A 23776-nucleotide genomic window follows, 5' to 3' on the forward strand; every position below is an offset into this window, starting at 1 on the left:
ATTTCGCCCAAAAAAGCAGCAAATTTCCCAACAACGGATCTAGGGTTTTAGTATAGCAGGGAGGAAGCTACATGAAAATCGGATGCCCGACTGAAATCAAACCGCAGGAATTTCGCGTCGGCATGACCCCCGACGCGGCCCATGAAGCCATCGCACATGGCCATGACGTTTTCATCCAGACCGGCGCCGGGGCCGGTGCCGGATACACCGATGCTGACTATGCCGCCGCCGGTGCGACGCTGCTGGAGACGGCCGAAGAGATTTTTGCTACCGCAGACATGATCGTCAAGGTCAAGGAACCGCAAGCCGGTGAGCGCAAGATGCTGCGCGAAGGGCAGTTGCTGTTCACCTACCTGCACCTGGCCCCCGATCCCGAACAGACCCGCGACCTCCTTGCCTCAGGCTGCACCGCGATTGCTTATGAAACCGTCACCGACAGCTTTGGTGGCCTGCCGCTGCTGGCGCCGATGTCCGAAGTGGCCGGGCGGCTGGCACCGCAGGTCGGTGCATGGACCCTGCAAAAAGCAAATGGCGGCCGCGGCGTCCTGATGGGCGGCGTACCCGGCGTCCCTCCGGCAAAGGTGGTGGTGATCGGCGGCGGTGTGGTCGGCACCCATGCGGCCCGCATCGCCTCGGGCATGGGCGGCGATGTCACCGTTCTGGACCGCTCCCTGCATCGCCTGAAATACCTCGATGATGTATTTGGCCGAGACTTCCGCACCCGCTATTCCACCGCCGCCGCCACCGCCGAACTGGTCCGCGAAGCCGACCTGGTTGTCGGCGCGGTGCTGGTGCCCGGCGCAGCGGCACCGAAACTGGTCTCCCGCGCGCAGCTCAGCGAGATGAAACCGGGCGCGGTCCTGGTCGATGTCGCGATCGATCAGGGGGGCTGTTTCGAAACCTCGAAAGCCACCACTCATGCCGATCCGATTTATGAGGTCGATGGCGTCATGCATTACTGTGTGGCCAACATGCCGGGCGCCGTTGCCCGCACCTCGACCCAGGCTCTGGGCAATGCAACCCTCCCCTTCCTGCTGGCATTGGCGGACAAAGGCTGGAAACAGGCCTGCGCCGATGATCCGCATCTTCTGAACGGGCTGAACGTCCATGCGGGTCAGCTGACCTACTATGCCGTCGGCAAGGCGCTGGGGATCGATGTCGTTTCCCCAGCACTGGCGATCAAATCCTGAGTTCCGGTCCGCGAACCTGACTGATCATTACGGATTACCCTGCTACCTCCTCCCCGCCAGCGCCTGCGCACTGGCGGGGATTTTTGTCTTCCCGTATTCCGCCACCACCAGCCAGGCGACCCTGTGCCGGGTTGCTAAATGCAAACGTGGCCAAGAAATTCCCTGTCAATTCAAACAATCTTGATAGTAACAATAAGGCTGAGTCGGAGAATCCGACGTCGACCAAAGCAGGTCCGCGCCGGATGACAGGATTGAAAGAGGACCTATTGGTATGGAAGAGATGATTGAACAGGCCGGAGCCCTCTGGCCGCTGGCACTGAGCGCTGCCAAGGCGCTTGTTGTTCTTATCCTTGGCTGGGTGGCAGCGGGAATGATCAGCAACATGGTGCGCCGCCGCATCAACAAGACCCCTCAGATCGATCCGACGCTAGGCAATTTTGCCGCCAGCATGATCCGTTGGGCGCTGCTGGCTGTGGTGCTGGTTGCGGTTCTCGGGATCTTCGGCATCGAGGCCACAAGCCTTGTCGCCATGCTGGGCGCTGCTACGCTGGCCATCGGTCTGGCCCTACAAGGCACGCTCAGCGATCTGGCAGCCGGTTTCATGCTGGTCCTGTTCCGCCCCTACAAGCTGGGTCAATACGTCGACATCGGCGGCACCGCCGGGACGGTGAAGGATCTGAACCTTTTTGTGACCGAACTGGCCACTGCGGACAACGTGCAGATCATCATCCCTAATGGTCAGGCCTGGGGATCGATCATCACCAACTTCTCGGCCCATGACACCCGCCGGGTGGACCTAGTCTTTGGCATCGATTATGGCGACAGCGCCGACAAGGCCAAGGCGATCATCCTGCGACAGGCCGCCGCCGATGCACGGGTCATGACCGATCCCGAACCCTGGGTTCGCGTGACCAACCTTGGTGACAGCTCGGTCGATCTGACCGCGCGCCTGTGGTGCAAGGCATCGGATTACTGGGAGCTGAAATTCGCCATGACCCAGGCGGTGAAGGAAGCCTTTGACGCAGAAGGCATTTCGATCCCCTACCCGCACAGCGTGGAAATCCAGAAAAAGGAGGGGTAAGCCTCCCGCCCGTTATCGGGTCTTGCGACCCTCTGCCCGTTGGGCCTGGCGCCCCGCCTTTGGCGGGGCGTTGTCGTTTCTGCAGCCCCCTGTGCGCCCAATCGCAGACGCCGATGAAGGCAGCCGCGCCGCAGATCAGCTGCCGGAACCCCGGACCATCACGACGGTGGGATCGCCCCGATATACCGCCGCCTCTTCGCGCATCAGGTAGCCCAGTTTCCGAGCAACGTTCTGTGACACCAGATGTTCCGGGTCGAACAGGCAGACCGTTTCCGACCAGTCCATGCAACGATCCGCCCAGTCATGGATAGAGCGCACCGCCTCGGTCGCGATGCCGCGTCCATGGGCATGGGCTGCCAGCACCCATCCTGCCTCGGGCACACCGTTCAGCGGCGGAACGATGCCGCGTTTGAAGTCGGAAAACCCGACCTCTCCCAGGAACCGGCCATCGGTGCGATCCGTGACCGCCCAATAGCCAAAGCCCATCGCCTGCCAGTGCCCCATGTTCCGCAAGAGCCGCGCCCACGAGGCTTCTGGGTCAGAAGGAACGCCGCCGATGTATTTCACCACCTCGGGATCACCCCAAAGCGCGGCCACATCGGGGAAATCCTCAGTCCGATGCGGACGCAGGATTAGCCGGTCGGTTTCAAGGATGACCTCGCTCACCCGGGCAGCTTGCCCGTCAGCACATAGGTCAGGATTTCCACCACCTGCCGCGGCTCTTCAGCCACTGCCAGCGCGGCGGCGTGCACTTCTTTCAGCGCGTGCTGATGGTCCGGCTGGCTCAGCACGATGATCGATTTGCCCAGCGCCGCCGCATAGCCTGCGTCAAAGGCGGCATTCCACTGCTTGTACTTGTCGCCAAAGCGCACGACGACCACATCGGCATCCTCGATCCCCTTGCGGGTACGGATCGCGTTGACCATGGCCCCTTTGTGATCGTGCCAGTATTTGTTCTCTTCGGCGCCCAAAATGGCCACACCGCAATCATCGCTGGCCCCGTGGTCAGTGACCGGGCTGTTGAAAGCCACGTCCAGATCCGCCGCGCCAGTCACGATCTGCTCGCGCCAGTCCGTGTGGATTTCACCCGAAAGATATACGTTCAAAGTCATCGCACCCTCCATTCGCTGTTCCGCCATGCTTAGACCGGATCGCCCGAACGGACCAGCCCTGCCCCCGACAGATCACTTGCGGCGCGCAACCAGAAACCGGTTGGGCGGATCGGCCGGGTAGTTTCCGGTCTCGATGATCTCGAAACCCGCAGCCTCCAGCCGGGCCTGCCAATCGGCGACCGACAGGAAATGCACCACCGAGGGCGGCGCCTTGCCGACAAGCCGCATCACCGGAATCGCAACCCGCATCATGAAACGCTGCACAGCGCTTTTGCTATCGGCCAGGCAGGGCGTTTTCGAGATGAAGGTGCCACCAGGGCGAATGGTCCGGTAGATATGCGCAAGGGCGCCATCCAGATCGCCTATCAGGTGGAACAGGTTGAATGCCATCACCGCGTCAAAGGGTCCCTCGGGCGCATTTGCGATGTCAGAGACGACGAACCGCAGATTGGTGACGCCTGCCTCATCCTTCTTGCGCTGCGCGATGGCGATCATCGAAGGCGCCAGATCGGTGGCAGTATAACAGGCGACCGCCTTCCTGAGGCGCAGCGCGGTGGTTCCGGTGCCGCAGCCCAGTTCCAGAACCCGGTCGCCCGGTTTCAGATAGGCCTGAGTGCGTTCCAACGTATAGTCATAAGCGGCCGGATCCCGGATCTGACTGCGGGCATATTTTTCGGCAATTCCGTCCCAGAACTGAATTGAGGTCTGCATGGTTTTGTCTCCTTTGCGAGGAAACTACGAGAAAGCCATACATGCAGGAATTGCCGAAATATGCAGGCACGATATACGGTAATGTATGACCAGAACCCCAAACGCCTTCGACTGGAACCACATCCGCGCCTTTCTCGCCACCGCCGAGACGGGCTCTCTCTCTGCGGCGGCCCGGCGTCTGAACCTGACACAACCCACGCTGAGCCGTCAGGTGGCTGCGCTGGAGGAAAGCCTTGGCTTGATGCTGTTCGAGCGGATCGGCAAATCTCTGCAGCTGACGCAAGCCGGGGTCGAACTGCTGGAACATACCCGCCCCATGGGTCTGGCAGCGGACCGGATCGCCCTTGCGGCGCTGGGACAATCGGAATCCATCACCGGCACCGTCCGGATTACCGCCAGCGATGTTTATTCTGCTTACCTGCTGCCGGATGTGCTGCGGCGGTTGCGCCAGTTGGCGCCGGATCTGCACATCGACATCATCGCCTCCAACGACATCCGCGATCTGATGCGCCGCGAGGCGGATATCGCCATCCGCCACGTGCGCCCCGAGCAGCCCGAACTGATCGCCCGCCTTATCCACGAGGAAACCGCCCGCTTTTATGCCGCGCCGCAATATCTGGCAAAGGCCGGGCGGCCCGAAGACGTCCGGGATCTGAGCAGCCATGACTTCATCAGCTTCGGCGATGCAGAAGGGATGGTCGGTCATCTCACGCCCTTGGGGTTTCCCCTGACAAAGCGCAATTTTAGATATGAATCGCAAAGCGGGCTGGTCGCGTGGGAACTGGTCAAACGGGGGTTCGGCATCGCCCCCATGTCAGATCGCATCGCCCGGCAAACACCCGAGGTCGAGCGGCTCCTGCCGCAGATGGAGCCGATCCGGTTCCCCGTCTGGCTGACCACCCACCGGGAGCTGCACACCAGCCGCAAGATCCGCCTGGTGTTCGATCTGCTGGCAGAGCACTTTTTTCAAAAATAAGGCCGCGCCCGGATCGGGCACGGCCTGAAATTCCAACCATTCCGCTCAGCAGATCAGCCCCGCAGAATGCCTCCGGTGGCCTTGCTCACCTTGGCGATGATCTTCTCGCTCACCGCTTCGATGTCTTTTTCCTTCAGCGTCTTGTCAGTCGGCTGCAGGCGCACGGTGATGGCCAGGGATTTTTTGCCCTCACCCAGGCTGCCGCCGATGAATTCGTCAAAGACGCGCACGTCCTCGATCAGCGCCTTGTCGGCACCAGCAGCGGCATTGACCAGGGTCAGCGCCTCGACACTCTCATCCACCACAAAGGCAAAGTCACGCTCGACCGCCTGCAGGTCGCTGATGTCCAGCGCCGCGCGGGTGGCACCGGATTTACGCGGCAGCGGCACCTCGTCCGGCCAGATGGTAAAGGCCACGGCAGGCCCTTTGACGCCCATTTCGCTCAGCGCCTTGGGGTACAACTCACCAAAGACGCCGAGTACCTTTTTCGGGCCAAGGCAGATCTTTCCGTGACGGCCCGGATGCCACCAGGCGTCGCCGCCCCGCAGCACCTGCACCTTGGCCGGCGCGCCGATAGCAGCCAGAACCGCCTCGACGTCGGCCTTTGCATCAAAGGTATCGACCGGGCGCGCCGCGCCATGCACATCCTTGGGGCCAGTGCGGCCGACCAAGAGACCCGAGATCTGTTCGCGCTGCTCGCCCGGCTCGCCGCCGTGGAACACAGGACCCGCCTCGAACAGGGCCAGATCCATGAAGCCCCGCGCCTGATTGCGTGCAGCGGCCTGCAACAGACCGGCCAGCAGATCCGGCCGCATATGGGACATTTCCGAGGAAATCGGATTGGCCAGCATGGTGGCATCGCTGCCGCCGCCAAACAGCGTCGCAGAGGCCTTGTCGATGAAGGTGTAGCTGACGATTTCATTGTAACCGAGGCTGGCCGCCGTGCGGCGTGCCATCTGCTGTCGGCGTTGCTGCGGCGTCATCACCGGCTTCGGGATACCCGGCGTCAGGCGCGCCAGCGGCTTGCCCTGCAGCTTGGTCAGCGAAGCGATACGCGCGACCTCTTCCACCAGATCGGCTTCACCCTGCACGTCGGGACGCCAGCTGGGCACATGGGCCAGGTTGCCCTCCAGCCGGAAGCCAAGGCGGGTCAGGGTCTGACGCTGATCGCTTTCGGGGATATCCATACCGACCAGCGACTGCACCCGCTCCGGGTCCAGCTTGTAGGCGCGCGAATGATCCGGCACATCGCCTGCGATCACCACTTCGGACGGCTCGCCGCCACACAAATCAAGGATCATCTGAGTGGCACGGTGCAGCCCTTCGAGGGTGAATTCCGGGTCAACGCCACGCTCAAAGCGATAGCGCGCGTCCGAATTGATCTTGAGCGCGCGGCCCGTGGTCGCGATCTGCACATGATCCCAGAAGGCACTTTCGAGGAAGACATCAACCGTCTCGTCGGTACAGCCGGTCTCCTCACCGCCCATGATACCGGCGATGCTTTCGGGGCCATTTTCATCGGAAATCACCATCTGGCCTGCGCCAAGGGTGTATTCCTTTTCATCCAGCGCCAGCAGCGTCTCGCCGCCCTTGGCGCGATGCACCCGCAGATCGCCCTGCACCTTGGCCACGTCAAAGACGTGCAGCGGACGGTTCTGATCGAAGGTGAAGAAGTTGGTGATATCCACCAGCGCCGAAATCGGGCGCAGACCGATGGCTGTCAGCCGGTCCTGCAGCCACTGCGGGCTAGGGCCGTTCTTGACGCCCTTGATTACCCGGCCAGTGAACAGCGGGCAGCCATCCAGCGTGTCTTCGTCGATGGTCACCTTGACCGGGCTTTCGAAGTCACCCGGGACCGCCTCGTAGTCGTGGGTTTTCAGCGTGCCGATCCCGCGCGCCGCCAGATCGCGGGCAATGCCAAAGATACCCAGCGCATCGGGGCGGTTCGGAGTAATGGCGATCTCGATCACCGGATCGACCTTGGCCGGATCGTTCTCTGCCAGCCAGTCAATGAAGCGGTCGCCGACCGCGCCCGAGGGCAGTTCGATGATGCCGTCGTGCTCATCGGACAGTTCCAGCTCCCGTTCGGAGGCCATCATGCCGAAGGATTCAACACCGCGGATCTTGCCGACGCCGATGGTGATATCCAGCCCCGGCACATACATGCCCGGTTTGCAGACCACCACGGTGATGCCCTCCCGGGCATTTGGCGCGCCGCAGATGATCTGCATCTCGCCTTCGTCGGTGTCCACCTTGCAGACACGCAGTTTATCCGCATCAGGATGCTTCTCCGCGTGTTTCACATAGCCCAGGGTAAAATCCTTGAGCCGGTCGGCGGGGTTCGAGACCTCTTCGACTTCCAGTCCCAGGTCGGTCAGGGCCTCGGTGATCTCCGCGACGGAGGCATCGGTATCAAGGTGGTCTTTCAGCCAGGAGAGAGTGAATTTCATATCTCAGCGCCCTTTTGGCAAATCGGTTGACTGGCGGCCCGGCGCTCCATTTCTGGCAGCGCGCCCGGCCCGGGGTGGGTGCGGAACGCGCCCACCCATGGGGCGGGTCGGGCGCGTCGCAGGGCTAGGGCCCTGCGGTTCAAGCGTTATCGGCTCAACCCGCCATGCAGTGTTGGAACGTCCAGGCAGCTGAAGCCATAATGGCGCAGCCAGCGCAGATCGCTGTCAAAGAAGGCACGCAAATCGGGGATGCCGTATTTCAGCATCGCCAGACGGTCGATCCCGATGCCAAAGGCAAAGCCCTGGTAGACCTCGGGGTCAATGCCACCGGCGGCGATCACCTTGGGGTGGACCATGCCGGAACCAAGGATCTCCATCCAGTCGTCGCCCTCGCCGATCTTCAGCTGGCCATTATCCCAGGAGCAGCGGATATCCACCTCGGCCGAAGGCTCGGTGAAGGGGAAGTGGGAGGCGCGGAAGCGCAGCTCAACATCGTCCACCTCGAAGAAGGATTTGACGAATTCCTCCAGCACCCACTTGAGGTTCGCCATCGAGATGTCTTTGTCCAGCGCCAGGCCTTCGACCTGGTGGAACATCGGCGTGTGGGTCTGGTCGTAGTCGGCGCGGTAGACACCGCCCGGGCAGATGACGCGCAGCGGGGCGCCCATCTTCTCCATCGACTGAATTTGCACGGGCGAGGTGTGCGTGCGCAGCACATGCGGCGGGCGGTCGTCACCTTCGGCCCGATGCATGTAGAAAGTATCCATCTCGGCGCGGGCCGGGTGATGGCCAGGAATGTTCAGCGCATCGAAGTTGTACCAGTCGGTTTCAACACGCGAGCCTTCGGCGACCGAGAAGCCAAGTTCGGCAAAGATCGCGGTCAGCTCTTCGCTGGCCTGGCTGATCGGGTGCAGGCTGCCGCGGCGCTCCGGGCGCGTGGGCAGGGTCACATCCAGCCATTCCGTGCGCAGTCGCTCGTCCAGCGCGGCATCGGCCAGCGCGGCCTTCTTGGCGGCCAGCGCAGAGTTGATTTCATCCTTGAGTGCGTTGAGCGCCGGGCCCACGGTCTGGCGCTCCTCAGGCGTCATCTTGCCCAATTCCCGCATCTTCAGGGCCACCTCGCCCTTTTTCCCGACGGCGGCGAGACGGATTGCCTCCAGCGCGTCCTCGTCGTGGGCATCGGCGATCTGCCCCAGATATTTTGCCTTAAGATCGTCCATGACGGTCCCCTGAAATTTGCTTGGCTCGTGCTACCACAGCAGCGGCTGAAAGCAAGGGGGCGCAATACAGAGGGGGCCGGGTAGCGGCAAGAAAGACGATGCAGCCATCTGCTGTTCACTGCCCGCGGAAGTTCTGCTCCCCGACGTTCGGCTGCAACACTCGAATTAACCACCGCTACCTTCAACTGAAGGCACGCACAACTGACTGATCAGATTGAAACGTCGCCACATGGTCGAATTGATCGCGGCGTCAACTCTCGTTCCACCACGATCCATACGCAACCGCTTTTTATGCCTTCAGGCAGCTCTGGAATGCTGCGTGTTGGCTCTCTGAAAACAGACCACCGGGCTGAACGCCCACAGCCTCTTCAGGAGACATGAATTTATACAGGTCGCCTTTGATACCGGCCTGCTTCCAACAGGTTTCGATGAGGGCCTTTGTGACTTTGTTGCCCTCAACCTGCGTTGGCCTGCTGACAACAGAGCTCCCACCGCCATCGTTCATACACGCCGAGACAAACACCCCTGCCAGCACCCACAAGAATTTCACCTTCATGATAAACTGCCTTTATATATGCAAAGTTCTGAATCAAACTCGTAAGCCGCAGCAAACGAGTTCGGAAACAATCGAATTCCGCGGTAATAAAAACGCGTGCCCGCGCTATCCACTGAATTGAGCTAAAAGACGAGTTTCGCGCTTAAAGTGTGGCAATTTCGCCGCCCGAAAAATCAGGGACAAGTATGAAAAAAGGCCGCCCCGGTTGGGGCGGCCTTTCGAAACTGTACGTCTGTCACCAGACTTAGGCTGCCAGTGCGGACTGTGCCTGCTTGACGATCGCACCGAAGGCTTCGGGCTCGTGCACGGCCAGATCGGCCAAGACCTTACGGTCAACTTCGATACCGGCCAGGTTCAGGCCGTTGATGAAGCGCGAGTATGTCAGCGATTCGTCGTGGCTGCGGACGGCAGCGTTGATACGCTGGATCCACAGGGCGCGGAAGTTACGCTTGCGCGCCTTACGGTCACGGGTTGCGTACTGGTTTGCCTTGTCGACGGCCTGACGGGCGACCTTGAAGGTATTCTTGCGGCGGCCATAGTAACCTTTGGCTGCCTTGATGACCTTCTTGTGACGGGCGTGAGTTGTGGTACCACCTTTAACGCGGGACATGTGTCAAATCTCCTCTTAGCGGTCGTAGGGCATGAAGCCCTTGACGATCTTGGCGTCGGGGGCGGACAGGGTCGTGGTGCCGCGGGCATCACGGATGAATTTCTTGTGACGTTTGATCATGCCGTGGCGCTTGCCGGCCTGACCTGCCATCACCTTACCGGTGGCGGTCACCTTGAAGCGCTTTTTGGCGCTCGATTTCGTCTTCATTTTGGGCATTTCCGTCTCCTTCAATGCGAGTTCGGTAGATACGCGACTCGGCATGCCACTCTGGCCGGCCACGTGAACAGGGCCGCCATGTACGAAAACGGGATCACAAGGGCAAGCGGTTTCTTCTAAAAAACCTGGCCAATCACGTTGAAAAACGCATCTGGCACATCGCGCAGACGATAACCGCCCGGCTGCGTCAGAAATGCATAGGCGATCAGGCCCGCACTGCCCAGCAGAAGAAAGACAGAGACCTGTGGCCGCCGCTTGTCGCTATAGGCTGATAACATGGACGGGATCGCCAGCCATGCAAGCAGAAGGCCAAGCACCAGAAACAGGTCACTGTTCATGCAACATCCCTCCAACCGCAGCCCGACGCCGGGCTGGAGGAAAGCTTATTCCGGGTCGGTGCTGTAAATCAAACGTTCATCACAGGGGGCGACGCGCAGGATGTTGGTGGTGCCGGGCACGTTGAACGGCACGCCTGCGGTCACGACGATCTGATCTGTCTCGGAGGCAAACCCTCCGGCCCGGGCGGCGCGGGCGGCGTTGACCACCGCCCCCTTGAACCGGTCCTGTCCGCTGGTCACCACGCAGTGGCAGCCCCAGCTGAGCGCCAGACGCCGGGCGGTGCCTTCCAGCGGGGTCAACGCGATGATCGGAACACCGGGACGTTCCCGCGCGGTCAGCAGCGCAGTTGTGCCGCTCTGTGTGAAGCAGCAGATCGCCTTGATATCCGTCTTCTCGGCAATTTCGCGGGCGGCAGCAACGATGGCATCCGCAATCGTGTTGCCCTTGGAGGAGCGTGAAGAGGCGATGATCTGCGCATAGGTGGGGTCGGTCTCCACCTCGGCGGCGACGTTGTCCATGGTTTGCACCGCTTCGACCGGATACTGCCCGGCAGCGGATTCAGCGCTCAGCATGATGGCATCGGTGCCCTCATAGATCGCGGTCGCCACGTCCGAGACCTCGGCGCGCGTGGGCATCGGGCTTTCGATCATGCTTTCCAGCATCTGGGTGGCGACGATCACCGGTTTGGCCGCCGCGCGGCATTTGCGCACCAGCCGTTTCTGGATCGGCGGCACGGCAGACACCGGCAGTTCGACGCCCAGATCGCCGCGCGCCACCATGATCCCGTCCGAGGCATCGAGGATTTCCTCGAACTGCTCCACAGCCGAAGGTTTCTCGATCTTGGACAGCACCGCAGCGCGGCCATCGACCAGGCCTTTGGCCTCAAACACATCCTTGGCCCTCTGCACGAAGGACAGTGCGATCCAGTCCACACCCAGGGTGCAGGCAAACTCCAGATCATCACGGTCCTTGTCCGACAGAGCCGCCAGGGGCAGCACCACATCGGGCACGTTCACGCCCTTGCGGTTGGAAATCGTGCCGCCGGTCACAACGCTGCAATCGGCAAAATCGGCGCCGCAACGTTCCACGCGGAGGCGGATCTTACCGTCATTCACCAAGAGATGCGCGCCGGGCTCCAGCGCCTGAAAAATCTCGGGATGCGGCAGGCAGACCCGCGCGGCATCGCCATCGGTGGGATCGAGATCCAGCCGGAAAGACGCGCCCTCTTCCAGTTCCTCGGAACCATTCGCAAAGACGCCCACGCGCAACTTGGGCCCCTGAAGGTCGGCCAGAATACCGATCGAGCTGTCCAGCTCCTTTTCCACCTTGCGGATGATCTCGTGCTTTTGGGTGATCTCTGCATGGGTCCCGTGCGACATGTTCAGGCGGAACACGTCGGCGCCGGCCTCGTGCAGGGCGCGGATCGTTTCATAGGTTTCGGACGCCGGTCCCAGGGTGGCAACAATCTTCACACTGCGGGAACGTTTCATGGGGTGGGTCCTTCTGGTGTCAGCTCAGCAATAGGCGGTGTTACCGCAAACATATCTTGCGGTGCTTATCGCGCAATTTCCATTTTGCCGCAACTCCCCTAAAGGTATCGTCAACAATCGATGACAGGCGCATGACATATACTCCCTTCTTTGTTCACGGGGCCGACCGCCCTGCCCGCTGGCTGATCACCTGCGACCATGCCACCAACCGCGTACCTCCCTTCGTCAACGGCGGTGACCTTGGCCTGCCGCATGAGGAAATGGAGCGTCATATCGCTTATGATGTGGGGGCCTATGCCGTCGCCCGCCATCTGGGTGAGCTGCTGGACGCGCCGGTTGTGGCCTCCAATTTCTCCCGTCTGGTGATCGACCCCAACCGGGGCGAAGATGATCCAACTCTGCTGATGAAGCTTTATGACGGGACCATCATTCCCGCCAATCGTCACGCCGATGCGGCAGAGCGCGCGGCGCGGCTTGAGGCCTGCTACCGCCCCTATCACGCAGAAGTGAGCCGCCTTGCCGCGCGCCCAGACACGGTCATCGTCTCGATGCATTCCTTCACCCGGCAATTGCGCGGACGTCCCCCACGTCCCTGGCAAATCGGCGTGCTCTTCCCCGAAGGTGAGCGGTTTTCCCCGGTGCTGATCGACACATTGCAGGCCGAGCCTGACCTTTGTGTCGGGATCAACGAGCCCTACACCGGCTACCTGCCCGGCGATGCCATCGACACCCACGGCACAGCCCATGGTCGCCCCAACACGCTGATCGAACTGCGCAACGATCTGATCGCTGATGCGGCAGGACAGCGGCAGTGGGCCGAACGACTCGCCAAGCTCCTGCCCCGGGCCCTTGCGAACTCGGGCCTGTAGCAGCGCTTGCCTCTGGACAGTGGCACCCACATATTACGGAACGCAAGACAACCGGGAGGATCCCCATGGACCAGCAAACCGAGATCGAACTTCAGGCCGCCGCATTCCGCCGCCTGCAAAAGCATCTGATGGAAGACCGCACCGATGTGCAGAACATCGACCTGATGAACATGGCCGGGTTCTGCCGCAACTGCCTCAGCCGCTGGTATCAGGAAGCAGCAAACGAACGCGGCATCGAAATGGACAAGAATGAAGCCCGCGAAATCTACTATGGCATGACCATGGATGAGTGGAAGTCCAAGTACCAGACCGAGGCCAGCCCGGAAAAACAGGCCGAGTTCGAAGTCGCCTTCAAGGAAAACGTCACAGACAAGGCCTGATCCCTGGCGGATTGCCCCCCCTGTCGCCATCGGCGCACAGGGGGTGTTCGCCACTGGGTATAACCCCGGCGGCCCGGATCCCTTAACATCTGAACCAACAGTATGTGTGATGGAGGTTCGGATGCGTTCAAGGATGCCAAGCTATTTCATTTCCCACGGCGGCGGACCGTGGCCCTGGATCCCGAACATGCGGGAGGCGCTGGCACCGCTGGCAGATGCGCTTGCCCGTATGCCGCAGGAAATCGGGCGCCGTCCCTCGGCGGTTCTGATGATTTCCGGCCACTGGGAAAAGGACACATTTGCAGTGATGAGTGCTGCAAAACCGCCGATGGTCTATGACTATTACAACTTCCCGCCAGAGACCTACGAAATCCAATACCCGGCGCCCGGCGCGCCAGAGCTGGCCCAGCACACTGCGGATCTGATCGCAGCGGCGGGATTGCCGGTCTCGATGGACGCGGAACAGGGATACGACCATGGCACCTTCGTGCCCATGGCCCTGATGTACCCGGAGGCCGATGTTCCGCTATTTCAGGTCTCCATGCGCCATGGTTACAGTCCAGAAGAGCATTTCGCCCTTGGCCGCGCGCTTGCCCCCCTGCGTGACGAGGACGTGCTGATCGTTGGCTCCGGTCTCAGCTACCACAATCTGCGGGAATTCGGCCCCCGGGCCAAGGTGCCCTCGGAAGAGTTCGACACATGGCTGAATGCGGCGCTGCAACTGCCAGCCGCCGCGCGGACCGAGGCACTGCTCAACTGGGAACAGGCCCCCTATGCCCGCGCCTGCCACGCGCAGGAGGATCACCTTGTGCCGCTCTTCACAGCCCTTGGCGCGGCCGAGAAAGAACCGGCAACTCAGGTCTACCACCAGAAGGACATCTTTGGCGGCGTCACGGCCTCTAGCTTCCGCTTTGGGTAACGCCTCTGTTGCGGGCAGCCTCACAACCGCTCGGACAAAGGCATCTTATGGTTGTATTTTGACAGGTATATCACGATAGAGTTGCGAGACGTTTACGTTGATGCAATCGAAGGAAGACTTATTCAATGAAAGCCTTGTCTCTGGCCGCACATATTGCGCTCGCCACTGCTATACCGACCATCAGTTTTGGGGCCTCATTCTCGCATGCGGGCCTGCAGGCCGATACTTTGGTCCAGCATGGTGGAGGCTGCCGCAAAAGCTCTCCACCGGGCAAATGCTGCCATATGCAGACCAGCACAGGCAGAGTGCACTGCCACTGAAACAACAAAAGGCCGCCCCGTCAGGAGCGGCCTTAATTGTTGATACGGATACGCGCAGCGATCAGATCGCGGCCTTCACCGATTCATCCAGATAGATCTCGCGCAGGCGTTTGGCGATGGGGCCGGGTGTGCCATCGCCCAGCGCAGTGCCGTCAATCTCCACGACCGGCATCACGAATGCGCTGGCAGAGGTGGTAAAGGCCTCGTCCGCCTCTTTCGCCTCGTCGATGGTAAAGAGACGCTCTTCGATTTTCAGCTGCGCTTCTTCTGCCATGCGCAACACGGCCTTGCGGGTGATGCCGTGCAGGATGTCATTGGAGAGCGGGCGGGTGACGATCACACCATCCTTGACGAAATAGGCGTTGTTCGAAGTGCCCTCGGTCACGTAGCCGTCTTCGACCATCCAGGCGTCATCGGCTCCGGCCTTCTTGGCCATCATCTTGCCCATCGAGGGGTACAGCAGCTGCACCGTCTTGATATCGCGGCGGCCCCAGCGGATGTCCTCGATCGAGATGATCTTTGCGCCTTTCTTGGCGGCGGGGCTATCGGCCAGACCCGGCTTGTTCTGGGTGAACAGCACAATCGACGGTTTGGTGGTCTCGGGATCGGGGAAAACGAAATCGCGGTCACCATCGGACCCGCGGGTGACCTGAAGATAAACCAGCCCTTCGTCGATGCCGTTCAGCTCCACCAGCTTGCGGTGGATCTCCAGCAGTTCGTCCTTGGTGCAGGGTTCCTGCATGTCCAGCTCATCCAGCGAGCGTTTCAGGCGCACCGCGTGGCCTTCGAAATCAATCAGCTTGCCGCCCAGAACCGAGGTCACCTCGTATACCGCATCGGCCATCAGGAATCCGCGGTCGAAGATCGAGACCTTCGCTTCGTCTTCCGGCAGGTATTCGCCATTCACATAAACAGTACGGGTCATTGTCATCTCCTCAGCCCCAGAGTTCTGCCTTGGGCGGATGCACACCGGCAGCATCGTATTCCATTGTCGTTTCGCGGTCTTCGGACAGAAGCAGCGGCCCGTCAAGGTCCGTCACCATCGCCCCTTGCGCCAGCAGCACCGCAGGCGCCATCGCCAGCGACGAGCCCATCATGCAGCCGACCATCACGCGGTAACCTTCGGCCAGCGCCGCTTCGCGCAGTTTCAGCGCCTCGGTCAAGCCGCCGGTCTTGTCCAGCTTGATGTTGACCACATCGTATTTGCCTTTGAGTTTCGGCAGGCTGGCGCGGTCATGGCAGCTTTCGTCCGCGCACACCGGCACCGGACGATCCATGCCAATGAGCGCGTCATCTTCACCGGCGGGCAAGGGCTGTTCGACCAGCGACACGCCCAGACGCACCAAATGCGGTGCAAGCTCGGCATAGACCTCGGCGCTCCAGCCTTCGTTAGCGTCGATGATGATATCCGAGTCCGGTGCCCCGGCGCGCACGGCTTCCAGTCGCGGCATGTCATCGGCGGTGCCCAGCTTGATCTTCAAAAGCGGGCGATGGGCATTCTCAGCGGCCTGCTCCTGCATCACCTCGGGCGTGTCGAGCGACAGGGTATAGGCGGTAATTTCGGGGCCGGGTTTCGGCAGACCGGCCAGTTCCCAGACCCGTTTGCCCGCCAGTTTCGCCTCCAGATCCCAAAGCGCGCAATCCACCGCGTTGCGAGCCGCACCGGCAGGCAGCAGGTCCTGCAGCTCTTCGCGGGTAAAGCTGTCGGGCAGGCCAGTAATTTCGGCGGTCACGCTGTCCAGCGTTTCATCATAGCGGGCATAAGGCACACATTCGCCCCACCCCACAGCCCCGTCTTTTTCGATCCTGACGGTCAGCACCTTCGCCTCAGTCCGCGAGCCGCGGGAGATGGTAAAGGCCCGCGCCAGTTTGAATACATCCGGCGTCACGGTGACTTTCATGTTCGATCCTTTCGGGGTCTTTGTTCGGCTTCTGGGAATGGGTAGGGCCGCACTCCACAGACGCCTGAATTCACATAAAAAGGGCGCCTGCTGCCAGACGCCCCCTTATAACAATCAGATTGCGGCGAGCGCGTCTACCAAGCGGTCGGCGCCATGGCGGTAAGGATCCACCGCGGGGAGCCCCATGCGCTTTTCCACTTCCTCAAGGTAGGCAACCGCCTCTTCCTCGTTCAGGTGCTGAGTGTTCACCGAAATACCGACAACCTGACAATTCGGGTTGCCCTTGCGCGCCAGCGGCAGCGCGGTATCGCGCAGCTCTTCGAGGCTGGGCAGGGAATAGCCCGGCAAACCGCGCATATGTTCACGGGTCGGCTCGTGGCACAGGATCAGCGCATCGGGCTGACCGCCATGCACCAGCGCCATGGTCACACCGGAATAGGAAATGTGGAACAGGGAGCCCTGCCCTTCAATCATGTCCCAGTGGTCTTCATCGTTGTCCGGGGTCAGATATTCGATGGAACCCGCCATGAAGTCGGCAATCACAGCGTCCAGCGGCACACCGTGGCCAGTGATCAGAATGCCGGTCTGGCCGGTGGCGCGGAAGGTGGATTTCATACCGCGTTTTTGCATCTCGGCGTCCATCGCCAACGCAGTGTACATCTTGCCCACCGAGCAGTCGGTGCCAACGGCAAGACAGCGCTTGCCTTTGCGCTTCACGCCATTTGCAATCGGGTAGCCGACCGAAGGCACACGCACGTCATGCAGTGTGCCGCCGTGAGTTTGGGCAGCAGCGACCAGATCGCCTTCGTCGCGCAGCAGGTTGTGCAGGCCGGACGCGATGTCATAACCCATTTCAAGCGCCTTGATCAGCACTTCCTTCCAGGCGGGGGAGATGATCCCGCCGCGGTTGGCGACACCAATCACCAGCGTCTTTGCACCGGCGGCCTTGGCCTCTTCGAGCGACATTTCGGTCAGTCCCAGATCGGCGCCGCAGCCCGGCAGAGAGATCTGCCCGACCGCGTGGTCCGGGCGCCAGTCGCGGATGCCGATGGCAACCTTTGCCGCAAGCATATCGGGCGCATCGCCCAGGAACAGCAGATAGGGTGTCTCGATCATCTCGGGGCCTCCGTTAAACGTGATTCACCGCGAACGATAATCGAGCCGCCTTGCGAAGCGGTCCCATTTTTGCATTTGCAGGAAAGACATGATCGAAATTTCTTCTACAAAAATACATTTTCATCGAAGAAAATTCCGACAATGGCGCATTACTCGCTCACTATTATGCGGCAACACGGGAATTCATTGCGATTGCAGTATAGTTGATGCTGCGCCCGCAAAGTCCCTCTTGCATGGGGTTGCGCAATTTCATACCACAATGACCAGCCAAATCGTAATTTCCTTTCCCAGCAAGGAGCGCCCACATGAGCTTCCGCATCCAGCCCGCCGCCCCGGCACGCCCCAACCGCTGCCAGCTGTTCGGCCCCGGTTCAAACACCAAACTCTTTGCCAAGATGGCCGCTTCGGCTGCGGATGTGATCAATCTGGATCTGGAAGATTCGGTTGCCCCCACTGATAAAGATGTCGCCCGCGCCAACGTCATCGAAGCGCTGAACACCGTGGACTGGGGCAACAAGTATATGTCTGTCCGCATCAACGGTCTGGACACGCCCTATTGGTACCGCGACGTGGTCGATCTGCTGGAACAGGTCGGCGACCGTCTGGACCAGATCATGATCCCCAAGGTCGGCTGCGCCGCAGACGTCTATGCCGTCGATGCGCTGGTCACCGCCATCGAGCGCGCCAAGGGCCGTACCAAACCGATTTCCTTTGAGGTGATCATCGAATCCGCTGCGGGCATCGCACATGTGGAAGAGATCGCCGCCTCCTCTCCGCGCCTGCAGGCGATGAGCCTTGGCGCCGCCGACTTCGCCGCCTCCATGGGCATGCAGACCACCGGCATCGGTGGCACTCAGGAAAACTACTACATGCTGCATGGCGACACGCGGCACTATTCCGATCCGTGGCACTGGGCCCAGACCGCCATCGTCGCCGCTTGCCGCACCCATGGCGTTCTTCCGGTCGATGGTCCCTTCGGTGATTTCTCGGATGACGACGGCTATATCGCACAGGCCAAACGCTCGGCCACGCTGGGCATGGTCGGCAAATGGGCCATCCATCCGAAACAGATCGCCCTGGCAAACGAGGTCTTCACCCCCTCGGAAGAAGCCGTCGCCGAAGCGCGAGAGATCCTGGCCGCCATGGAACAGGCCAAGGCCAACGGCGAAGGCGCCACAGTATACAAGGGCCGCCTGGTCGACATCGCTTCGATTAAACAGGCCGAAGTGATCGTCGCACAGTCAGAGTTGATCGCAAAAGGCTGACCTTTGAACGCTGCTGACCATGGGGCGTCCGGAATCCGGGCGCCCCATTTTTATTCCGCATTCGCCAAACACATTCAATTTTCTTGATGCATATCAACTCAAGAACCCTCCAGTGCTGGAATGTTGCCGCAGAACGAAACCGACAGAATCGGCAACCACTGGTGACGACATGAAAAAAGCCCTTCTTTCCGCAGCACTTGTTCTGGCAACTGCGACCGCCCTCCCCGCCCAGCAAGGCAAGAACCGGAGCGAGCTCTCGGCGCCCATCGTGCGCCTGACGCCGCTGATCAAACAGAATGCCTCCGCGCTTGGCCTCACGGCAGAGCAACGCGCTGATCTGCAGAACTGGCTGGCGGCCAGCCCGCCCAAACGCAAGGCTCTGGAAGCCGAGGCAATCGCAGCCCGCGCCGCCCTGCGCACCGCTATTCTGGACGGTGCGCCGGCAGAGGAGCGCGCCAGCCTTGCAGCCAAGGTCGGGGAGTATGAGGTCAAGCTGGTGACCATGCGCTCCAACTGCGCGGACCACTGGCGCACGGTTCTGACCCCGGAGCAGTTCGCGCAGGTCGTGGCCATGGCGCAGAAACAATAATCCCAGATCATTCTTTGGGTCGGCCCCGTTGCCTTTGGTGCCCTATTCCGCGACAAATTGACAGAAACGCGGGGCCGACATGACAGATCTGACCTTATTCCACACGGCCGACGTGCATGTGGCGACATTCGATGCCCTGGCACCCGAGGCCGATCTGACGCATGTGGTGCGTACCGACTGGCTTGAACGGGCCCAGACCGGCGTCGATGCCGCTCTCCGTCGGGAAATTGCCGAAGCGATCCGCGCGACAGAGGGGCCCTCCTTGTGCACCTGCACCACCATCGGCGCAGTGGCTGAAGAAGCAGGCGCCACGCGAATTGACTGGCCGATGATGCAACAGGCTGCGGGCACCGGTGGCCCGGTGATGCTGGTCTATTGTCTGGACAGCACCCGCCTTCCCTCCACCGCCCTGCTGGAACGCGCCTTCACGGAACAGGGCCGCGCGCCCGACATCCGCGCCCTGCCCCTGCCCGGCCTCTGGCACCATTTCACCAATGGGGACACCGAGGAGTTCCACAAACAAGTCGCCGCTTGGGTGGGCACAAGCCTTGCGCTCACATCTGGCACCTCTTGCGTGGTTCTGGCACAGGCGTCGATGGCGGGGGCCGCCCCACTGATCGACAGCGATGTGCCGGTGCTGACCTCGCCCAAGACCGCCATGGCGGCCCTTCTGGGACAGGGTTAGGCGCGCATATCCTTGGGCGATCCCATGACCACATAGGTTGTGATCCCCGTGACATAGGGCGAGGTGCCCAGAATATCGGTGTGAAACCGTTTGTAGCTGGGCAGATCCGCGCATTCGACCCGTAACAGATATTCGATGGTGCCGGTGATATTGTGGCATTCCACCACTTCGGGCGCGGCCTGCATGGCGCGCTCAAACGCCTCTTGCGCCTCCTTCGTGTGTTCGCCCAGGCCGACACCGATATAGGTGACAAAGCCCACCCCCATCGCCTCGCGGTTCAGCACGGCCTTGTAGCCGGTGATGACTCCGGCGCGCTCCAGATCCTGCACCCGGCGCAAACAAGCCGAGGGCGACAGGCCCACACGCTCAGCCAGCTCCAGGTTGCTGATCCGCCCGTCGCGGGACAGTTCCTGCAATATCTGCTGATTTATGCGATCATTTTTAGCCATTGGTTGCAATTTTTCGCATCTGACGCACAAAAACGCAATTTCATTCGGGCATTGACGCGTCAAATTCTCGTCATGACATACGATCTTCTCCTCGCGCTTGCGCTCTTCGCCTTTGTCTCGTCGATCACGCCGGGACCGAACAACCTGATGCTGATGGCCTCGGGCGCCAATTTCGGCTTTCGCCGCACCATCCCGCATATGCTGGGGGTGGCGTTGGGGTTCGTCTTCATGGTCGTTCTGGTCGGCGCCGGTCTGGTCGGGATCTTCGAAGCCTTCCCCGTCAGCTATACCGTGCTGAAGGTCGCCTCTGTGGCCTATCTTCTGTATCTGGCCTGGAAGATCGCCAACGCGGGGCCTGCAGAAACCGGCGAAGGCAAGGGCAACCCGATGACCTTCCTGCAGGCCGCCGCCTTTCAATGGGTCAACCCAAAAGCCTGGGCGATGGCCCTGACCGCGATCAGCGTTTACGCCCCGGATCAGACCCTTTGGGCGATCCTTCTGGTGGCGGCGCTGTTTGGGGCGGTCAACCTGCCCTCGGTCAGCTCCTGGACCCTGCTGGGGCAGCAAATGGCGCGGGTGCTGACCAATCCGCGCCGCCTGATGCTGTTCAACTGGGCTATGGCGGCGCTGCTGGTCGCATCGCTTTACCCGGTGATCTGGCCCGCGTAACGCCACCGGCCTGCGCCGCCGCGAGCCACCGGGGACAAGACAGATGCGTGTGGCGAGTTGCATCCGGCGCCCGACAAGGCCATATATCGCACAAACCGCGCACCGTAAGGCGCTCAGTGAGGCGACATGACCCAGTATCTGGAATTTGAAAAACCGCTGGCCGAGATCGAAGGCAAAGCAGAAGAACTGCGCGCCCTGGCCCGCACCAACGAAGAGATGGACGTGGCCGATGAGGCCGCCGCGCTGGATGCCAAGGCCGAACAGCTGCTGAAGGATCTCTACAAGGACCTGACGCCCTGGCGCAAATGTCAGGTCGCGCGCCATCCCGAGCGTCCGCATTGCCGCGACTATATCGATGCGCTTTTCACCGAATACACGCCGCTGGCCGGCGACCGAAACTTTGCCGATGATCTGGCGGTCATGGGCGGTCTTGCTCGTTTCAACGATCAGCCGGTGATGGTGATCGGCCACGAAAAGGGCGCCGATACTAAGACCCGCATCGCGCATAACTTTGGCATGGCCCGCCCAGAAGGCTACCGCAAGGCCGTGCGCCTGATGGAGATGGCCGGGCGCTTCGGCCTGCCGGTGATCACCCTGGTGGACACCACCGGCGCCTACCCCGGCAAGGGCGCCGAGGAACGCGGCCAGTCCGAAGCTATCGCCCGTTCCACTGAAATGAGCCTGCAGATCGGCGTGCCGGTGGTGTCTGTCATCATCGGTGAAGGTGGATCCGGCGGCGCCGTCGCCTTTGCCACTGCCAACCGGGTCGCCATGCTGGAACATGCGGTCTATTCGGTGATCAGCCCCGAAGGCTGCGCCTCGATCCTGTGGAAGGATGCCGAGAAGATGCGCGAAGCCGCCGAGGCGCTACGCCTGACCGCGCAGAACCTTCTGGAACTGGCCGTCATCGACCGGATCATCGCCGAACCGCTGGGCGGTGCCCATCGGGATGCCTCCGGCACCATTGCCTCGGTCGGCGCAGCGATCTCAGCGATGCTGGATGAGCTGAAGGACAAGGACGGCGCTGCCCTGATCAAGGACCGCCGCCAGAAATTCCTCGCTATCGGCTCCAAGGGCCTCGCGGCCTGATGTGACCTGACCGCGGCGCCGCTGCCAGCGGCGCCCGGCCCAACGGGCCGCGGAGTTTCGCAGAAACACCAAGGCCGGGCGGGAGCGCCCCTCCCCACCATGCTCAATCACACCTGGATTGATTTTCCGGCGCCCTAGCCCGCCAGCAGGCGCAGACCCTGCGTCACATCAGACCGCACCGCCAGCCGCAATCCCGGCTCATCCCCAGCCTTCAATGCCGCGATGATCAGCTTGTGATTATGCGGCGGTTCGGTCCGGCGAAGGCGGCCATAAAGCGCCCGCATGGTCGGCCCCAGCTGCAACCAGACCGTTTCCGCCATCGCCAGCATCGCAGGCGCCTGCGCCCGCAGGTACAGCGTGCGGTGAAATTCCAGATTGGCGCGGATGTATCCCACCGCATCGCGTTTCGACACCATTTCGGCCACGGTGACATTGATCGCCTGCAGCCTGTCGATCAGCGCCATATGAGCCCGCGGCAGCGCCCGGCTCGACAATTCCACCTCCAGCAGCGACCGCAGCGCTGCAAGCTCCTCGATCCGCTCGTTGCTCAGCTCGGGTGTCGACACCCGCCCCGAGGAGGACAGGAACAAGGCCCCCTCGGCCACCAGGCGGCGCACCGATTCCCGGGCCGGGGTCATGGAAACATCGAACTCACGTCCAATCCCACGCAGGGTCAGCGCCTCGCCCGGCGCGATCTCTCCGTGCATGATACGCGTGCGCAGCGCCCGGTAGACGCGATCATGGGCTGAAGACAGCCCGTCGGATGTGGAGCGGGTAGACAAGGTCATGGCCTGTTGTGATCACAAATAGAACCAAGGTCAATGCGCCACGCGCGCACATCCTTGATGGCACCACCTCGGTCAGTCCGTGAACCGGTAGCGGTGCAACTGGCTGCCATTCTCCCTCAACCATCTGCGCGGCGCCTCATGATCGCCGAAAAGGTCCTGAACCACGGCCCAGAAATCTGCCGAGTGGTTCATTTCCTGCAAATGCGCCACCTCATGCGCAGCCACATAACGCAGGACCTCTGGCGGGGCGAGGATCAGACGCCAAGAATACATCAGCGCCCCGGCCGAGGAACATGACCCCCAGCGCGAGCGCGTGTCGCGCAGAACCAGCTTGTGAAACGGACGGCCCAGCTGCGCCGAATAGGCATCTGACGCCGCGGCCAGCCGATCTCGGGCCAATTCCCGCAGGTAGCGTTCCAGCGACCGGGCCGGCCTGTCGCCTGAGACCGCGATCTCATCCCCGGCGACCCGCACGCCCCGCGCCTGCCCGCGCACGACCCGCAAGTCGCGCCCAGCCACCGGCAGCACCGTTCCAAATGTCACCGCGACCTGTCCGGGATGACGCGCCAGATGCCCGCGGATCCAATCTTCCTTCTCGGCGGCAAATTCCAGGGCCGCGCGTTCAGGCAGAGACTTTGGCAATGTCAGCGTGACCCGACCGTCCAGCGCGGAAATCCGCAGGCTGATCCGACGCGCACGCGCGGAGCGACGCAGAAGCAGTGGCACCGGAGGGTCCCCCGGCAGATGATGGGCGCTCATCGGCTCTCCCTTGCAGGCAAAGGCTTT

The 23776-nt window shown here is 61.6% G+C and carries 27 protein-coding genes; 11 read left to right on the top strand and 16 right to left on the bottom strand.

The window, feature by feature from the left end:
• Nucleotides 1-71: 71 nt before the first annotated feature.
• Both ald and SM765_RS05170 read left to right on the top strand, forming a co-directional pair.
• Nucleotides 72-1190: an alanine dehydrogenase gene (gene ald / locus SM765_RS05165; protein WP_065271315.1), complete on the top strand. Its 1119-nt coding sequence runs from the start codon at nucleotides 72-74 to the stop codon at nucleotides 1188-1190.
• 271 nt (nucleotides 1191-1461) lie between these two features.
• Nucleotides 1462-2271, top strand: a complete 810-nt coding sequence (locus SM765_RS05170; RefSeq protein WP_274834888.1) for a mechanosensitive ion channel family protein — start codon at nucleotides 1462-1464, stop codon at nucleotides 2269-2271.
• Nucleotides 2272-2406: 135 nt separating this feature from the next.
• Here the strand turns inward: SM765_RS05170 and SM765_RS05175 are convergent, their stop codons facing one another.
• The 3 genes from SM765_RS05175 to SM765_RS05185 form a co-directional block, all read right to left on the bottom strand.
• Nucleotides 2407-2937: a GNAT family N-acetyltransferase gene (locus SM765_RS05175; protein ID WP_274837295.1), complete on the bottom strand. Its 531-nt coding sequence runs from the start codon at nucleotides 2935-2937 to the stop codon at nucleotides 2407-2409.
• The gene (locus SM765_RS05180) at nucleotides 2934-3383 is read right to left on the bottom strand and encodes a YtoQ family protein (protein WP_065273576.1); all 450 of its coding nucleotides are present in this window, start codon (nucleotides 3381-3383) and stop codon (nucleotides 2934-2936) included. The genes SM765_RS05175 and SM765_RS05180 overlap by 4 nt, the downstream gene beginning before the upstream one ends.
• A gap of 72 nt (nucleotides 3384-3455) precedes the next feature.
• Complete coding sequence (locus SM765_RS05185; protein WP_274837294.1) at nucleotides 3456-4094, bottom strand: class I SAM-dependent methyltransferase; 639 nt, start codon at nucleotides 4092-4094, stop codon at nucleotides 3456-3458.
• 85 nt (nucleotides 4095-4179) lie between these two features.
• Between SM765_RS05185 and SM765_RS05190 the strand changes: the two genes are divergently transcribed.
• Nucleotides 4180-5070 (top strand): LysR family transcriptional regulator, encoded by an 891-nt coding sequence (locus SM765_RS05190; protein ID WP_274837293.1) that lies wholly within the window; start codon nucleotides 4180-4182, stop codon nucleotides 5068-5070.
• Nucleotides 5071-5123: 53 nt separating this feature from the next.
• Here the strand turns inward: SM765_RS05190 and pheT are convergent, their stop codons facing one another.
• The 7 genes from pheT to pyk all read right to left on the bottom strand — a co-directional run bounded on the left by pheT (nucleotide 5124) and on the right by pyk (nucleotide 11951).
• On the bottom strand, nucleotides 5124-7520 hold the full coding sequence (pheT, locus tag SM765_RS05195; RefSeq protein WP_368981471.1) for a phenylalanine--tRNA ligase subunit beta: 2397 nt from the start codon (nucleotides 7518-7520) through the stop codon (nucleotides 5124-5126).
• 146 nt (nucleotides 7521-7666) lie between these two features.
• Nucleotides 7667-8740: a phenylalanine--tRNA ligase subunit alpha gene (pheS, locus tag SM765_RS05200; protein ID WP_274837292.1), complete on the bottom strand. Its 1074-nt coding sequence runs from the start codon at nucleotides 8738-8740 to the stop codon at nucleotides 7667-7669.
• A 289-nt stretch (nucleotides 8741-9029) separates the two neighbouring features.
• Nucleotides 9030-9296 (bottom strand): 50S ribosomal protein L20, encoded by a 267-nt coding sequence (locus SM765_RS05205; RefSeq protein ID WP_274832666.1) that lies wholly within the window; start codon nucleotides 9294-9296, stop codon nucleotides 9030-9032.
• Nucleotides 9297-9540: 244 nt separating this feature from the next.
• The gene (rplT, locus tag SM765_RS05210; protein ID WP_065271322.1) at nucleotides 9541-9906 is read right to left on the bottom strand and encodes a 50S ribosomal protein L20; all 366 of its coding nucleotides are present in this window, start codon (nucleotides 9904-9906) and stop codon (nucleotides 9541-9543) included.
• 15 nt (nucleotides 9907-9921) lie between these two features.
• Nucleotides 9922-10122, bottom strand: coding sequence for a 50S ribosomal protein L35 (gene rpmI / locus SM765_RS05215; protein WP_009178285.1), 201 nt, complete (start codon nucleotides 10120-10122; stop codon nucleotides 9922-9924).
• A gap of 116 nt (nucleotides 10123-10238) precedes the next feature.
• Nucleotides 10239-10460 (bottom strand): hypothetical protein, encoded by a 222-nt coding sequence (locus SM765_RS05220; protein WP_065271323.1) that lies wholly within the window; start codon nucleotides 10458-10460, stop codon nucleotides 10239-10241.
• Between the two features lie 45 nt (nucleotides 10461-10505).
• Nucleotides 10506-11951, bottom strand: a complete 1446-nt coding sequence (pyk, locus tag SM765_RS05225; RefSeq protein WP_368981472.1) for a pyruvate kinase — start codon at nucleotides 11949-11951, stop codon at nucleotides 10506-10508.
• Between the two features lie 131 nt (nucleotides 11952-12082).
• On the opposite strand from pyk, the gene SM765_RS05230 reads away from it, so the two are divergent.
• The 3 genes from SM765_RS05230 (at nucleotide 12083) to SM765_RS05240 (ending at nucleotide 14119) form a co-directional block, all read left to right on the top strand.
• Nucleotides 12083-12820 (top strand): N-formylglutamate amidohydrolase, encoded by a 738-nt coding sequence (locus tag SM765_RS05230; protein ID WP_274837291.1) that lies wholly within the window; start codon nucleotides 12083-12085, stop codon nucleotides 12818-12820.
• Nucleotides 12821-12885: 65 nt separating this feature from the next.
• Nucleotides 12886-13200, top strand: a complete 315-nt coding sequence (locus tag SM765_RS05235) for a DUF1244 domain-containing protein (protein ID WP_065271326.1) — start codon at nucleotides 12886-12888, stop codon at nucleotides 13198-13200.
• A gap of 121 nt (nucleotides 13201-13321) precedes the next feature.
• A complete protein-coding gene (locus SM765_RS05240) occupies nucleotides 13322-14119 on the top strand; it encodes a DODA-type extradiol aromatic ring-opening family dioxygenase (RefSeq protein WP_274837290.1) in 798 nt (265 codons plus the stop codon).
• 381 nt (nucleotides 14120-14500) lie between these two features.
• Here the strand turns inward: SM765_RS05240 and SM765_RS05245 are convergent, their stop codons facing one another.
• From SM765_RS05245 to dgcN, 3 genes are all read right to left on the bottom strand, one after another.
• Nucleotides 14501-15364 (bottom strand): D-amino-acid transaminase, encoded by an 864-nt coding sequence (locus tag SM765_RS05245; protein ID WP_065271328.1) that lies wholly within the window; start codon nucleotides 15362-15364, stop codon nucleotides 14501-14503.
• A 10-nt stretch (nucleotides 15365-15374) separates the two neighbouring features.
• Entirely contained in the window at nucleotides 15375-16340 is a 966-nt protein-coding gene (dgcA, locus tag SM765_RS05250) for an N-acetyl-D-Glu racemase DgcA (RefSeq protein WP_274837289.1), read from the bottom strand.
• 114 nt (nucleotides 16341-16454) lie between these two features.
• Nucleotides 16455-17456 (bottom strand): N-acetyltransferase DgcN, encoded by a 1002-nt coding sequence (gene dgcN, locus SM765_RS05255; RefSeq protein ID WP_065271330.1) that lies wholly within the window; start codon nucleotides 17454-17456, stop codon nucleotides 16455-16457.
• A 305-nt stretch (nucleotides 17457-17761) separates the two neighbouring features.
• Between dgcN and SM765_RS05260 the strand changes: the two genes are divergently transcribed.
• The 3 genes from SM765_RS05260 (at nucleotide 17762) to SM765_RS05270 (ending at nucleotide 19995) form a co-directional block, all read left to right on the top strand.
• Nucleotides 17762-18721 carry an L-malyl-CoA/beta-methylmalyl-CoA lyase gene (locus SM765_RS05260; protein ID WP_274837288.1) on the top strand — a complete coding sequence of 320 codons (960 nt, stop codon included), beginning with the start codon at nucleotides 17762-17764 and terminating at the stop codon, nucleotides 18719-18721.
• A 169-nt stretch (nucleotides 18722-18890) separates the two neighbouring features.
• A complete protein-coding gene (locus SM765_RS05265; protein ID WP_274837287.1) occupies nucleotides 18891-19310 on the top strand; it encodes a Spy/CpxP family protein refolding chaperone in 420 nt (139 codons plus the stop codon).
• A gap of 79 nt (nucleotides 19311-19389) precedes the next feature.
• Nucleotides 19390-19995: a hypothetical protein gene (locus tag SM765_RS05270; RefSeq protein WP_274837286.1), complete on the top strand. Its 606-nt coding sequence runs from the start codon at nucleotides 19390-19392 to the stop codon at nucleotides 19993-19995.
• Here SM765_RS05270 and SM765_RS05275 read toward each other — a convergent pair.
• On the bottom strand, nucleotides 19992-20444 hold the full coding sequence (locus tag SM765_RS05275) for an Lrp/AsnC family transcriptional regulator (RefSeq protein WP_065271334.1): 453 nt from the start codon (nucleotides 20442-20444) through the stop codon (nucleotides 19992-19994). The genes SM765_RS05270 and SM765_RS05275 overlap by 4 nt on opposite strands.
• A gap of 72 nt (nucleotides 20445-20516) precedes the next feature.
• Here SM765_RS05275 and SM765_RS05280 point away from each other — a divergent pair, with 72 nt between their 5' ends.
• Both SM765_RS05280 and SM765_RS05285 read left to right on the top strand, forming a co-directional pair.
• Nucleotides 20517-21113, top strand: a complete 597-nt coding sequence (locus SM765_RS05280; RefSeq protein WP_065271335.1) for a LysE family translocator — start codon at nucleotides 20517-20519, stop codon at nucleotides 21111-21113.
• Nucleotides 21114-21239: 126 nt separating this feature from the next.
• Nucleotides 21240-22202, top strand: coding sequence for an acetyl-CoA carboxylase carboxyltransferase subunit alpha (locus SM765_RS05285; RefSeq protein ID WP_368981473.1), 963 nt, complete (start codon nucleotides 21240-21242; stop codon nucleotides 22200-22202).
• 134 nt (nucleotides 22203-22336) lie between these two features.
• Here the strand turns inward: SM765_RS05285 and SM765_RS05290 are convergent, their stop codons facing one another.
• Both SM765_RS05290 and SM765_RS05295 read right to left on the bottom strand, forming a co-directional pair.
• A complete protein-coding gene (locus tag SM765_RS05290; RefSeq protein ID WP_274829754.1) occupies nucleotides 22337-22990 on the bottom strand; it encodes a GntR family transcriptional regulator in 654 nt (217 codons plus the stop codon).
• A 72-nt stretch (nucleotides 22991-23062) separates the two neighbouring features.
• Nucleotides 23063-23749, bottom strand: coding sequence for a M48 family metallopeptidase (locus SM765_RS05295; protein WP_274832656.1), 687 nt, complete (start codon nucleotides 23747-23749; stop codon nucleotides 23063-23065).
• Between the last annotated feature and the right edge of the window lie 27 nt (nucleotides 23750-23776).

It is taken from the genome of Pseudophaeobacter sp. 1A09344 (genome assembly GCF_041008745.1).
In the GTDB taxonomy this organism is placed as follows: domain Bacteria; phylum Pseudomonadota; class Alphaproteobacteria; order Rhodobacterales; family Rhodobacteraceae; genus Phycobacter; species Phycobacter gallaeciensis_A.

Excerpts from the sequence above, each read along its gene's own strand:
- ald (WP_065271315.1), top strand. The coding sequence starts at position 72 with ATGAAAATCGGATGCCCGACTGAAATCAAACCGCAGGAATTTCGCGTC.
- SM765_RS05170 (WP_274834888.1), top strand. The coding sequence starts at position 1,462 with ATGGAAGAGATGATTGAACAGGCCGGAGCCCTCTGGCCGCTGGCACTG.
- SM765_RS05180 (WP_065273576.1), bottom strand. The coding sequence starts at position 3,383 with ATGACTTTGAACGTATATCTTTCGGGTGAAATCCACACGGACTGGCGC.
- SM765_RS05185 (WP_274837294.1), bottom strand. The coding sequence starts at position 4,094 with ATGCAGACCTCAATTCAGTTCTGGGACGGAATTGCCGAAAAATATGCC.
- SM765_RS05190 (WP_274837293.1), top strand. The coding sequence starts at position 4,180 with ATGACCAGAACCCCAAACGCCTTCGACTGGAACCACATCCGCGCCTTT.
- pheT (WP_368981471.1), bottom strand. The coding sequence starts at position 7,520 with ATGAAATTCACTCTCTCCTGGCTGAAAGACCACCTTGATACCGATGCC.
- pheS (WP_274837292.1), bottom strand. The coding sequence starts at position 8,740 with ATGGACGATCTTAAGGCAAAATATCTGGGGCAGATCGCCGATGCCCAC.
- SM765_RS05205 (WP_274832666.1), bottom strand. The coding sequence starts at position 9,296 with ATGAAGGTGAAATTCTTGTGGGTGCTGGCAGGGGTGTTTGTCTCGGCG.
- rplT (WP_065271322.1), bottom strand. The coding sequence starts at position 9,906 with ATGTCCCGCGTTAAAGGTGGTACCACAACTCACGCCCGTCACAAGAAG.
- rpmI (WP_009178285.1), bottom strand. The coding sequence starts at position 10,122 with ATGCCCAAAATGAAGACGAAATCGAGCGCCAAAAAGCGCTTCAAGGTG.
- SM765_RS05220 (WP_065271323.1), bottom strand. The coding sequence starts at position 10,460 with ATGAACAGTGACCTGTTTCTGGTGCTTGGCCTTCTGCTTGCATGGCTG.
- pyk (WP_368981472.1), bottom strand. The coding sequence starts at position 11,951 with ATGAAACGTTCCCGCAGTGTGAAGATTGTTGCCACCCTGGGACCGGCG.
- SM765_RS05230 (WP_274837291.1), top strand. The coding sequence starts at position 12,083 with ATGACATATACTCCCTTCTTTGTTCACGGGGCCGACCGCCCTGCCCGC.
- SM765_RS05235 (WP_065271326.1), top strand. The coding sequence starts at position 12,886 with ATGGACCAGCAAACCGAGATCGAACTTCAGGCCGCCGCATTCCGCCGC.
- SM765_RS05240 (WP_274837290.1), top strand. The coding sequence starts at position 13,322 with ATGCGTTCAAGGATGCCAAGCTATTTCATTTCCCACGGCGGCGGACCG.
- SM765_RS05245 (WP_065271328.1), bottom strand. The coding sequence starts at position 15,364 with ATGACCCGTACTGTTTATGTGAATGGCGAATACCTGCCGGAAGACGAA.
- dgcA (WP_274837289.1), bottom strand. The coding sequence starts at position 16,340 with ATGAAAGTCACCGTGACGCCGGATGTATTCAAACTGGCGCGGGCCTTT.
- dgcN (WP_065271330.1), bottom strand. The coding sequence starts at position 17,456 with ATGATCGAGACACCCTATCTGCTGTTCCTGGGCGATGCGCCCGATATG.
- SM765_RS05260 (WP_274837288.1), top strand. The coding sequence starts at position 17,762 with ATGAGCTTCCGCATCCAGCCCGCCGCCCCGGCACGCCCCAACCGCTGC.
- SM765_RS05265 (WP_274837287.1), top strand. The coding sequence starts at position 18,891 with ATGAAAAAAGCCCTTCTTTCCGCAGCACTTGTTCTGGCAACTGCGACC.
- SM765_RS05270 (WP_274837286.1), top strand. The coding sequence starts at position 19,390 with ATGACAGATCTGACCTTATTCCACACGGCCGACGTGCATGTGGCGACA.
- SM765_RS05275 (WP_065271334.1), bottom strand. The coding sequence starts at position 20,444 with ATGGCTAAAAATGATCGCATAAATCAGCAGATATTGCAGGAACTGTCC.
- SM765_RS05280 (WP_065271335.1), top strand. The coding sequence starts at position 20,517 with ATGACATACGATCTTCTCCTCGCGCTTGCGCTCTTCGCCTTTGTCTCG.
- SM765_RS05285 (WP_368981473.1), top strand. The coding sequence starts at position 21,240 with ATGACCCAGTATCTGGAATTTGAAAAACCGCTGGCCGAGATCGAAGGC.
- SM765_RS05290 (WP_274829754.1), bottom strand. The coding sequence starts at position 22,990 with ATGACCTTGTCTACCCGCTCCACATCCGACGGGCTGTCTTCAGCCCAT.
- SM765_RS05295 (WP_274832656.1), bottom strand. The coding sequence starts at position 23,749 with ATGAGCGCCCATCATCTGCCGGGGGACCCTCCGGTGCCACTGCTTCTG.